This is a genomic window from Amycolatopsis sp. NPDC005003 (genome assembly GCF_053600695.1).
In genome coordinates, this window is record NZ_JBSGAI010000102.1 from 1 (window position 1) to 11,210 (window position 11,210).

The 11,210-nt window shown below is 74.1% G+C and carries 10 protein-coding genes; 6 read left to right on the forward strand and 4 right to left on the reverse strand.

Translation table 11 applies throughout. The features are described from left to right. Nucleotides 1–29 precede the first annotated feature (29 nt). Entirely contained in the window at nucleotides 30–740 is a 711-nt protein-coding gene (locus tag ACWED2_RS47965; RefSeq protein ID WP_449697174.1) for a gamma-glutamyl-gamma-aminobutyrate hydrolase family protein, read from the reverse strand. Beyond that, entirely contained in the window at nucleotides 733–2,241 is a 1,509-nt protein-coding gene (locus tag ACWED2_RS47970; RefSeq protein WP_449697175.1) for an aldehyde dehydrogenase family protein, read from the reverse strand. Before ACWED2_RS47970 ends, ACWED2_RS47965 begins: the two co-directional genes overlap by 8 nt. A 70-nt stretch (nucleotides 2,242–2,311) precedes the next feature. Between ACWED2_RS47970 and ACWED2_RS47975 the strand changes: the two genes are divergently transcribed. From ACWED2_RS47975 to ACWED2_RS47995, 5 genes are read left to right on the forward strand one after another with little or no spacing between them, the layout of a single operon-like run. Next, the gene (locus ACWED2_RS47975; RefSeq protein ID WP_449697176.1) at nucleotides 2,312–3,781 is read left to right on the forward strand and encodes an aldehyde dehydrogenase; all 1,470 of its coding nucleotides are present in this window, start codon (nucleotides 2,312–2,314) and stop codon (nucleotides 3,779–3,781) included. Continuing rightward, complete coding sequence (locus ACWED2_RS47980; RefSeq protein ID WP_449697177.1) at nucleotides 3,774–4,673, forward strand: DODA-type extradiol aromatic ring-opening family dioxygenase; 900 nt, start codon at nucleotides 3,774–3,776, stop codon at nucleotides 4,671–4,673. Before ACWED2_RS47975 ends, ACWED2_RS47980 begins: the two co-directional genes overlap by 8 nt. 13 nt (nucleotides 4,674–4,686) lie before the next feature. Further along, on the forward strand, nucleotides 4,687–5,535 hold the full coding sequence (locus tag ACWED2_RS47985) for a fumarylacetoacetate hydrolase family protein (RefSeq protein WP_449697178.1): 849 nt from the start codon (nucleotides 4,687–4,689) through the stop codon (nucleotides 5,533–5,535). A 14-nt stretch (nucleotides 5,536–5,549) separates the two neighbouring features. Then, complete coding sequence (locus tag ACWED2_RS47990) at nucleotides 5,550–5,765, forward strand: ferredoxin (protein ID WP_449697179.1); 216 nt, start codon at nucleotides 5,550–5,552, stop codon at nucleotides 5,763–5,765. Nucleotide 5,766: 1 nt separating this feature from the next. Then, entirely contained in the window at nucleotides 5,767–6,993 is a 1,227-nt protein-coding gene (locus ACWED2_RS47995) for an NAD(P)/FAD-dependent oxidoreductase (RefSeq protein ID WP_449697180.1), read from the forward strand. Here ACWED2_RS47995 and ACWED2_RS48000 read toward each other — a convergent pair. Further along, nucleotides 6,951–7,643: a hypothetical protein gene (locus tag ACWED2_RS48000; RefSeq protein ID WP_449697181.1), complete on the reverse strand. Its 693-nt coding sequence runs from the start codon at nucleotides 7,641–7,643 to the stop codon at nucleotides 6,951–6,953. The two genes, ACWED2_RS47995 and ACWED2_RS48000, sit on opposite strands and share 43 nt — an antisense overlap. Before the next feature lies 1 nt (nucleotide 7,644). Next, the gene (locus ACWED2_RS48005) at nucleotides 7,645–9,555 is read right to left on the reverse strand and encodes an eCIS core domain-containing protein (protein WP_449697182.1); all 1,911 of its coding nucleotides are present in this window, start codon (nucleotides 9,553–9,555) and stop codon (nucleotides 7,645–7,647) included. Between the two features lie 122 nt (nucleotides 9,556–9,677). On the opposite strand from ACWED2_RS48005, the gene ACWED2_RS48010 reads away from it, so the two are divergent. Beyond that, the gene (locus ACWED2_RS48010; RefSeq protein ID WP_449697183.1) at nucleotides 9,678–10,760 is read left to right on the forward strand and encodes a prolipoprotein diacylglyceryl transferase family protein; all 1,083 of its coding nucleotides are present in this window, start codon (nucleotides 9,678–9,680) and stop codon (nucleotides 10,758–10,760) included. Nucleotides 10,761–11,210 lie beyond the last annotated feature (450 nt).

An 11,210-nucleotide genomic window follows, 5' to 3' on the forward strand; every position in this document is an offset into this window, starting at 1 on the left:
GTGAGTGGTAATTAGGGTTAGAACCCTAATTACCACTCACGACGGGTTGCGGGAGACTGCCTGGCCGCGGCGACGAACGCGGCGAACAGCGCGGCCTGGGTGGGGTCCGTGGTGGCGGTGTCCTCCGGGTGCCACTGGAGTCCCAGGAACCAGCCGCGGGCCGACGGCAGCTCGATCGCCTCGGGGACGCCGTCCGCCGCCTCGGCGACCACCGTGAGCCCGGCGCCGAGGCGGCCCAGACCCTGGTGGTGGTAGCACGACACCTCCAGCGCATCGCCGGCGAGCGAGGCCAGCAGCGTGCCCGGAGCGACCTTGGCGAGGTGGACCTGGTGCCGGTGCCCCGGCAGGTCCTGCACCACGTCGCCACCGAGGGCCACGTTCACCACCTGTGCGCCGCGGCAGATCGCCAGCAGCGGGAGGCCCGCTTCCAGTGCCCAGGACGCCACCGCGAGGTCGAAGGCGTCCTGGTCCAGGTCGACGTCGTACTCGGCCGGGTGGGCGGCCTGCCCGGCCCAGCTCGGGTGCAGGTCGCCGCCGCCGGGCAGCAGCACACCGTCCGCAATGGACAGCCGGGACGCGGCCTCGGCGGGATCGGCCGGGTGCATCAGCAGCGGCTCGCCGCCCGCCGCGTAGACCGCTTCCAGCAGGGCCCGCGCCCCGGCCTCGGCCCGGTAGCGCAGGGCGGACGCGCTCGCCGAGAAGCGCGCCGGGACGACGATCAGCGGCCGCCGCTCAGCCATGGTGGATCCACGTGGTCTTGAGGTCGCGGTACTCGTCGAGGGCGTGCCGGGACTTGTCGCGGCCGAACCCGGAAAGCTTCACCCCGCCGAACGGGACCGAGAGGTCGCCTTCCTCGTAGCAGTTCACCCAGACCGTCCCGGCCCGCAGCCGCCGCGAGATCCGGTGGGCCGCCCCGAGGTCCGCCGTCCACAACGCGGCGGCGAGGCCGTACGGCGTGTCACCCGCGACGCGGATGGCCTCCTCTTCGTCGCCGACGACCTGCACGGCCAGCACCGGGCCGAAGATCTCCTCGCGCAGCACGGGGTTCCCGGGCGCGCAGCCGGTCAGGACGGTCGGTTCGAGGTAGCTGCCGCCGGTTTCGGCGAGCACCTGCGAGCCGCCGGCGACCAGCCGCGCGCCCTCGTCGACGCCGCGGCGGACGGCCGTGCGCACCCGGTCCAGGTGCGCCGCGTCGACGAGCGGGCCCATCCTGGTGTCCGGGAGCAGCGGGTCGGCCGGGAACCAGTCCGCCGCCGTCGCGAGGACGCGGTCCAGCACCCGGTCGGCGACGTCGCGGTGCACGACCAGCCGCGAGCCCGCGGTGCACATCTGGCCGGAGTTGAAGAAGATCGCCCAGGCCGCGGTGTCCGCGGCGGCGTCGAGGTCGGGCGCGTCGGGCAGGACGATGTTGGGCGACTTCCCGCCGAGCTCCAGGTAGACGCGCTTGAGGTTGCTGTCCGCGGCGTACCGCAGGAAGTGCCGGCCGACCTCGGTCGACCCGGTGAAGGTCAGGACGTCGACTCCCCTGTGCTCGCCGAGCCGCCGTCCGACGACGGCGCCGTCCCCGGAAAGGACGTTGAGCACGCCCGGCGGCAGGCCCGCCTCGGCGCCGAGTGCGGCGACCCGCTGCATGGACAGCGGGCTGCGTTCGGCCGTCTTGAGCACCACCGTGCAGCCCGCGGCGAGGGCGGGGGCGAACTTCCAGCCGGCCAGGGTGAGCGGGAAGTTCCACGGCACCACCGCGGCGACCACTCCGGCGGGCTCGCGGGTCACCAGGGCCAGCTCGCCTTCAGTCGTCGGGGCGACCTCGCCGTGGTCCTTGTCCGCGAGCTCGCCGTAGAAGCGGAGGGTGCGGACCAGCGCGCGGAGCTCGATGTCGTGGGCCTGCCGGATCGGCTTGCCCATTTCGAGGCTGACGAGCAGCGCGAGCTCGGCCCGGTGCGCCTCGACCAGCGCGGCGAACCGCTGCAGCACCTCGCCGCGTTCGCGCGGGTGCAGCCGGGGCCACGGGCCACGGTCGAACGCCTGCCGCGCGGCCGCGACGGCCAGGTCGGTGTCGTGCTCGCCGGCCCACGGCAGCTCGGTCAGCACCGACCCGTCCCGCGCGGAGCGCACCGCGCGGGTTGCCGCGGCCCCACGGGGTGCGCCGGCCACGAACAGCGCCTGCGGCACCTCGACCGCGGCGGCCGCGCCCACCCAGTCCGTCGCCTCGACCGGATCGTCCACCTGCAGCGCAGTCATCACCACTCCCTTGACCGAAAACGAGACGGCGGATACGTTTGGATCCGAACGATACCTCCTGGAGGGCGTCATGAACACCGCGCTCGTCGCCGGAACCGCCGTCGACACCCGCCACTGGATCGGCGGCCGCCGGGTCGCTTCGGCGGACACGTTCGAGGACCTGTCCCCGATCGACGGCACCACCGTCGCGCACGTCGCCCGTGGCGGCCGCGAGGAAGCCGACGCCGCGGTCGCCGCCGCGAAGGCCGCCTTCCCCGCCTGGGCCGCCACTCCCCCGGCCGAACGCGCCGGGCTGCTGCGCGCGATCGCCGACGGCGTCGAGAAGCGCCTCGAAGAGCTCGCCGTGGTCGAGACGACCGACAACGGCGCCCTGATCCGCTCCCACCGCCGCGGTGTCATGCCGCGGGTGGCCCACAACTTCCGCTTCTTCGCCGACTACCTCGAGCACGAGCTCGGTCACCCGGATTTCGAGACCCGGGGCCACCGCAACCACGTGAGCTGGGACCCGGCCGGGGTCTGCGTGCTCATCTCCCCGTGGAACGCCCCGCTGATGCTGGCCACCTGGAAGGTCGCCCCGGCACTGGCCGCCGGGAACACCGTCGTGCTGAAGCCCTCCGAGTGGTCACCGCTCACCGCGTCGCTGCTCGCCGACATCGCCGCCGACGCCGGGCTGCCCGCCGGTGTCCTCAACGTCGTCCAGGGCATCGGCGAAGAGGCCGGTGCCGCTCTGGTCGCCCACCCGGACGTGCGGCGCATCTCCTTCACCGGCTCGGTGCCCACCGCCAAGGTGATCGCCCGCGCCGCGGCGGCCAACCTGACGCCGCTTTCCCTGGAGCTGGGCGGGAAGTCGCCGTTCCTCGTCTTCGCCGACGCCGATCTGGACCTCGCCGTCGCCAACGCCGTCGAGCAGTACGACAACGCCGGGCAGGTCTGCCTGTCCGGAACCCGGCTCTACGTCGAGGAGTCCGTCCGCGACGAGTTCGTCCGGCGGTTCCTGGAGCGCGCCGGGCAGCTGAAGCAGGGCGATCCGCGGGAGGAGGCGACGGACATCGGGCCGTCCATCCACCCCGAGCACGTGTCCCGGGTGGACGGTTTCGTCCAGCGGGCGAAGGAAGCCGGGGCGACCGTCCTGCTCGGCGGCGGGCCGAACACCGACCTCGGCGGGCTCTACTACCGGCCGACACTCTTCACCGACGTCGACCCGCACAGCGAGATCGCCACCGAGGAGGTCTTCGGACCGGTCCTGGTCCTGCACACGTTCCGCGACGAGGACGAGGTCGTGGCCGCCGCCAACGACTCGGCGTTCGGGCTGGCCGCGATGCTCTTCACCGGCGACCCCGAGCGCGCCGGACGCGTCGCCGCCCGGCTCGTCGCCGGGACCGTGTGGACCAACTGCTTCTTCGTCCGCGACCTGCGCGCCCCCTTCGGCGGCGCCCGGCAGTCGGGGATCGGCCGGGAGGGCGGCACCTGGTCGTTCGATTTCTACTGCGAGGTCAAGAACAGCGTCTTCGCTCCGGAAGGCTGGAGGAACCATGGGTGAAGTAGCCGGCGCGGGGCTGCTGGCCCACGTCCCCACCATCGTGCTGCCCGAGGCCGAACGGCGGGCACTCAACCACGGCGAGGACACCACCCTCGTCGCCGGGCTGCGGCAGCTGCGCACCGAGGTGTTCGAGACCCTGGACTACGACACCGTCGTCGTGCTCGACTCGCACTGGGCCACCACCGTCGAGTTCGTGGTCACCGCGCACGACCGGCGCTCGGGCCTGTTCACGTCCGAGGAACTGCCGCGGGGCATGTGCCGCCGCCCGTACGACTTCCCCGGCGACCCCGACCTCGCCCACGCCGTCGCTGCCAAGGCCGGCGAGCACGGGACGTGGATCACCGCGATCGACGACCACCACCTGCCGATCTTCTACGCCACCACCAACCTCTGGGAGTACCTGGGCCAGGGCCTGCCCGACAAGCGCTGGGTGTCGATCGGCGTCTGCCAGACCGCCGACACCGAGGACAGCCTGCGGCTCGGCCGCGCCCTCGGCGACGCGATCGCCGGACTCGACCGCAAGGTGCTGCTGATCGCCTCGGGCGCCATGAGCCACACGTTCTGGTCGCTGCGCGAACTCCGGGCGCACGAAGCCGCGGGGGTGGAACACATCTTCAGCCCGGAGGCCGCGGCCGCCGACGCCGAGCGGCTCGGCTGGTTCGCCGGCGGCGACCACGAGCGCGTGCTCGCCACCATGCCGGAGTACCTGCGGTTCAAGCCGGAGGCCCGGTTCGGGCACTACCTGATGATGATCGGCGCGCTCGGCGAAGGCGACTGCACCGCGAAATCCCGCCAGTACGGCGAATACGAGAACTCCGTCGGCACCGGGCAGGTGCACCTCTGGTTCGACCGGCCCGCCGACGGCTTCCCCCGCCCCCGCCGAACCCACTGAACCGAGGTGTGACGTGCCCGAACACCGCCGCATCCTGCTCGACGGCGCGGTCGTCGACGTCGTCCGCGAGGGCGACCTCCTGCGCGCCGCCGACGGCCGGGAAGTCCTGGCCGACGACGCCGTCCACCTGCCGCCCGTGGTCCCTTCGAAGATCATCGCCGTGCACCTCAACCACCACAGCCGGGTGGCCGAGTTCGGCACGAAGCTCCCCGCCGCGCCGACGTACTTCCACAAGCCGACGTCCTCGCTCAACGCGCACCACGGCGCGGTGGTGCGGCCCGAAGGCTGCCAGTGGCTCAACTACGAGGGCGAGATCGCCATCGTGATCGGCCGCGTCACCCGCAACATCTCGCCTGCCGACGCCGGTGCGCACATCGCGGGCTACACCATCGCGAACGACTTCGGGCTGCACGACTTCCGCGACACCGACGCCGGCTCGATGCTGCGCGTCAAGGGGTCCGACACGCTCTGCCCGCTCGGCCCCGGCCTGGTCGAGGACTGGGACTTCCGCGGCAAGGCGATCCGCACCCTGGTCAACGGCGAAGGGCGGCAGGAGGGCAGCACCGACGAGATGCAGTGGGACATGCACTACCTCGTCGCGGACATCGCCCGCACCATCACCCTCTTCCCCGGCGACGTGCTGCTGTCCGGCACGCCGGCGGGTTCGCGCCCGGTGCGGCCCGGCGACGTCGTCTCGGTCGAGGTCGACGGGCTCGGGACGCTGACCAACGACATCGTCTCCGGCCCGGTGCCGATCCGCACCGACGTCGGCGCGCAGCCGACGGAGAGCGAAGAAGTGCTGTCCACCGCGCTGGGCGGCGACTGGGAGTTCCGCGGCATCCGGCCGCCCCGCCGATCCTGATCCTTGGAGTGAGCATGCACATCGTCGTCGACCTGAACAAGTGCCAGGACCACGGGCAGTGCGTCTTCTCGGCGCCATCGGTGTTTTCGCTGGACGGACAGGGCAAACTCGCCTTCCGCGCGGAAGCTTCCGGGACCTACGTTTCGCCGCCGCTGAGCGAAGACCACCTCGACGACGTCGAAGAGGCCGCGGACGTCTGCCCGCTGCAGGCGATCACGGTCGAGGACTGACGTGCCCGCGGACCGGGTGGTCGTGGTCGGCGCGTCGATGGCCGGGCTGCGCGCCGCCGAAGCCGTGCGCAAGGCCGGGTACGCGGGCGAAGTCGTCGTGCTCGGCGACGAACCGCACCCGCCGTACAACCGGCCGCCGCTGTCCAAGACCGCGCTCGGCGCGGATCCCGGCGACCTGGCGTTCCGGCTCCCCCGGCACGTCCGCGACGTCACCTGGCGGCTCGGCGAGGCGGTCACCGCCGCGGACCTGGCCGCGCGGACGGTGACCTTGGCCGGCGGCGACGTGCTCGGCTGGTCCGGGCTGGTGATCGCCAGCGGCCTGCGGCCCCGGCGGCTCCCGCTGCCCGGCCCGGACCGCTGCGTCATCCGGACGCTCGAGGACGCGGCCCGGGTGCGGGCCGCACTCCGGCCCGGGACGCGGCTGGTCGTCGTCGGTGCCGGGTTCATCGGGTGCGAGGTCGCCGCGGCCGCGCGGACGCTCGGGGCTTCGGTCGACGTCGTCGCGCCGGAGCGCGTCCCGGTCGAGCGCCCGCTGGGGCGGCTGCTGGGGGCGGCGTTGCAGCGACGGCACGAAGCCCGCGGCGTCCGGTTCCACCTCGGCACCGTGCCGGTCGAGTACCGGGCGGCGTCGGTGGTGCTGGGCGACGGCACCGAGCTGCCGGCGGATCTGGTGATCGAGGCGGTCGGCTGCACGCCGGCGACGGACTGGCTGGCCGGCACCGGCCTCGACCTCACCGACGGCGTCCTGTGCGACAACGCCCTGCGCGCGGCCGGCCGCCCGGACGTGGTGGCGTGCGGCGATGTCGCCCGCTTCCCGAACCCGCTGTTCGACCCGGTCCCCCGCCGCGTCGAGCACTGGACGATGGCGGCCGACACCGGCAAGCGGGCCGGGACGACCCTCGGCAGGCACCTCGTCGCCGCCGGCGGCGACGAGCCGCCGTTCACCCCGTTGCCGTCGTTCTGGAGCGACCAGTACGACTTCCGCCTCCAGTCCTACGGCGCGGTCGGACTGGGCAGCGACGTCCGGGTCCTCGAGGGCGATCCGGACGGCGAGGCCGCCGTCGGCTACCACCGGGACGGCCGGCTGACCGGCGTCGTGCTCCTCGGCCTCGGCGGGCGGTGCGCGCACTACCGTTCGCTGGTCGCCGAGGCCGGCCACCTCCGCCGGCCGATCCGCGACGAGCCTCAGTCCGCCGTCGCCGGCGGGAAGTCCAGCCGGAGCACGTAACAGAACGGCCGGTCCGCGGAGCTGACCGCGCCTTCCGTGGTGAGCCGCTGCCGGACCCCGCACCGCACGGAGACGTCCGCGCCGGCGAGCAGGGTGTCGAAGACGTCGGGCTCGAACTGCCCGCTCCGGTCGTCCAGGTCGAGCCCCAGCGCGGGGACCAGAGCTCCGAGCAGCGCCCGCGGATCCCCGAGCGGCCGGTACCTCGGCCGCCCGGCCTTGTCGGTTGCTTCGGCGCCGTTCAGTGGCCGGATCAGGGAAATCAGGCACGGACCACCGGCGGTGCCGAGTGCTTGCACGTGCCAGCCGTCTTCGGCGACACCCAGCCAGCCGTAGGTGTGCGGATCTTCGCGGAGACCGTACGCGGCGCGCTGGGCCGGGGCGACGAAGCCCCGCGCCAGGGCGAGGTAGGGCCGCAGGTCGGTGGCGAACGAGCCACCCAGCAGCCCGGCGAGCCTGCCGGCGATCTCCGAGAGCCGCGCGGGATCCTCCACCGCCGGCCCCCCGGGTGGGGGGACCACCAGCTGCGGACCGGTGCGAAGCCAGTCCAGCGTCAGCACCGGCACCGCCGGCGGTACGCCCAGGCCGGCCAGCTGGTAGAGCCCGAGCACGTCGTCCTTGGCGGTGATCTCCTCCTCGAGCAGCTCGCGCACTTCAGGTCACCGCGATCGTGTAGGACGCGGTCGACGTCAGCCCGGCGGCAGTGGTCTGCACGGTGAAGGTGTACGTCCGCCGCCTGACGCGCGCGCCCGGGGTGCCGGACAGCACTCCGGTGGCGGGGTCGAGGGCGAGTCCGTTCGGCAACGCCCCCGCGGTCACCGACCAGCTGACCCCGGGCACCTCGAAGGGGGAACTCGCGCCCGCGGGCGCCCGGACCGGCAGCACCAGACCGAAATCCCCGGTCGTGAGCTGGGGTCCGAAATCGTGCGTGGTCACCGCGACGGGGTGATCCACCCGAGGCACCTGCCGGCTGTACGCGGTCTTCCGGACCGCACCGGGCAACGCCCCTCCCGCCAGGTCGACCAGCCGGACGAGGAGGCCGTCGTGCACCGCCTCCGCGTCGATGCCGGAGCGATCCAGCGCCGAGTCGTGCAAGGCACCGGCCACCCGGGCAATCGCGTGATAGGTGAAGTCCCAGCCGGCGGGATTGCCCGGCATGCCGAAGCCGGGCACGCCCGGCTTGACGCTCTTCAGCGAAAGCAGTCCCGGCGACAGCGTGACCCACACCAGCCTGCCGTGGTTTTCGAACCCGCCCCAGAACATCACCGCGTTCGCGTCCAGCCCGGCCGCCCTCGCCAGCACCGACAGCAGGTTGGCGTAGTCCGTGCAGATGCCGACGCCGTGGGAATAGACATCGAGCGGATCGGGATCGATGGGATCGGCCGGGTCGTAGCCGAGCCCGTCCACCGAGCGTGGCCCGGAGCGGATCCGCGCCGCCGCATCCGCCGCCGACGCGGCACCGGCCGCGTATCCGGTCGCCTTGGCGACGGCGAGGGTGGGTGTCGGCGCGACCTTCGGGGTGTCGAAAGTCCAGTGCACCGGGTGGATCCCGGTGGTGGTCACGGGAGTCCACGTCGTGCCGTCGACCGACGCTTCCCACTGCAGCGTGTAGCTGCTCGACCGGACCTGCGAGGAGCCGGTGAGACCGGACAGCGCCAAACCGGAAACGTCGGTGACCGCGGCCGGCGTGATGCCGTTCTTCGTGCCGCGCACCGCGCCCCCCTCGGTCACCCGGACCGAGAGCGTCGTGCCGGCCCGCGGTGTCCGGAAAGGACTGACCGCGAACCTGGCGTCGACCACGGGCGTGGTGCCCTTGGTGTAGGCCACGGCGTGGTCGGCGGCGCCGGGGCGCCAGGTCGGGTCGGCGCGGTTGTCGCCGTGCGACGGGGCCATCGGGTGGCCACTGCGCCAGTCCACCTGCTGCGCGGTCGCCCGCGCCATCGATTGGGCGAGGCTCGGGGTGCAGCGGCGGATCCGCAGTCCGGACCGGACCCGTGACAGGATGCCCGCCGGCGCGGCGGCAGGCGCCGGTCCGCCGTGCAGGGAGAGGACTGCCTGGGTGGCCGCGCGGTCGGCACCGGCTTCGTCTTCGGCCTCGCCGGTGTCCGGTTCGCGACCGCCGGCGAGGTGCTCGTCTTCCGCGTCCTGCTGCTGCGACACGTGGGCCAGCTCGTGCGCAAGCAGCGCGTCCCCGGCCGGCGTGCCGGGCTGGTAGGCGCCCGCCGCGAAACCGACTCCGCGACCGATCGTGAACGCGGAGGCGCCCAGCCGCTCGGCGTCCTGCGCGGCCTGGGTGTCGGTGTGCACACGCACCTTCGCGAAGTCGCCGCCGAGCGCGCCTTCCATCCGGCTCCGCACGTCCGGAGCGAGCGACGCGCCGGTACCGCGGAGGACGCCTTCGGGCGTACCACCGCCGGCGACGAGCCGTTGGACGGCCGCGTTTCCCGCGCACCGCTGCAAGGCCGTGAGACCGGGGATGCCCAGCCGGTCCCGTGCCGGTACCGGCCGTTCGGCCCGTGCTCTGCGGTCCGGGCGGTGAGAACCGTCCTCACGCAAGGTACTCACGCCCACAGCATCCCATCGGCGTGCGTGGCGCGAACCGACCACAAGGGCAAACATGGTCGCCCGTCCGGGTGGACTTGGGATCGTCGGGCACACCCGGGCCGTGGCTCGTGCATGGTTTGCCGATGGGCAGGTGGTCCCCTCGGCCGACCATCCGGTTCGGCACGCACGACGTGCCGGCCTTCCCGTGGTGGGCCGCGGTGGGTCTGGTCACCGGAGTCGTGATCGGCTGGTGGCGAGGCCGGGCCGCCGGCCTGACGCCGGGCGCGCTCGCGGTCTTGGCCGCCGGCGCCGTCGCCGTGCTCGGTGCCGCACTCGTCGCCCAGGCCGCGGTCCGGGCCCGGGTGAATCTGGTCGCCCAACGGGAGGCCGGCCTGGTCCTCGGCGCCGTGGCGCTGTGCTGCCGGCTCACCGGGACGCCCGTCGCGGTCGGGCTGGACGTCGCCGCGACGGGGATCACGGCGGCGCTCGCCCTCGGCCGGCTCGGTTGCCACGCGGCCGGCTGCTGCCACGGGCGGCCGGCGGACCGCGGGATCCGCTACGGAGCGGAGCACGTCGCCCTCGGCTTCCCACCCTGGCTGGCCGGTGTGCGGCTGGTCCCGGCGGCGGCGCTCGAGGCGGCCGGGCTCGTACTCCTCCTGGCAGCGGCCGTGGCCCTGCCGTCGCCGCAGCCGGCCGGAACGGCTTTCGGTTTCCTCTGCGCGGGCTACGCGCTGCTGCGTGCCGGGCTCGAGCCGTACCGCGGCGACGCGGGCCGCCCGAACCGCGGCGGGTTGCGCACCGCCCAATGGGCGGCGGCGGGGATCGGGGCCGCCGTGATCGCCGCGGCGATCGGCGGCTTGCTGCCGGGCTGGCTGGGGGTGCCCGGCGCACTGGCCGTGGTGGTCGTCGCGGCCGACTGGGCGCGCAGGTGGCTGCCCGGGGGCAGCTGTGCCCGGTTGTGCTCCCCCGGCCACGTCGCCGAATTCGCCGCCGCCACCGGCAGTTCGGCGGTCACGACGACGTCGCTCGGGATCCGGGTCAGCCGCGCCGAAAGCCCGGACACCGGGGCCGAACACTACGTGCTGTCCCGGGTTCGACCTCTCACAACTCGGGAGATCCGCACTCTCGGCACGCTGCTCCGCCGGCTGCGCCACGCCGACCGCACGGTGCACGCCATCCCCGGCACACGCGGCATTGTGCACCTGGTCGTGCCGCCGGGCCGGTAGTGGACGGACCTGGACTGCGTTCGCGGTGCAGCGGCGGACTCGGGGCCGGGGACGCCGTTGCACCGCGAACGGTTCCCGCCGCGGACGCCGCCGAGGCGGGCGAGCGCAAGCCCGCCCGCTTCCGGCATGCCGCTGCCGCTGCCCGGGGCGCGCCGACCGGCCTCCGCCAGCGGCCCGCCAGCCGCCGACCCGCGACCTGCCAGCCGCAACCCTCCAGCTGCCCGCCAGCCAGCCGCCACCCGCGGCCCGCCGACCGCCAGCCGCCGCTCTCCCGCGGCCCGCCGACCGGGGCGCGGGAGAGCGGCCTCCGCCAGCCGCGGCCCGCCACCTGCCAGCCGCACCCCTCCCGCGGCCCGTCGGCCAACCGCCACTCGCCTACCGGCCGCCGCCAGCCGCCGCCCGCCACTCTCCCGCGGCCCGCCAGCCGCCCCCTGCGGCCCGGCGGCCGGC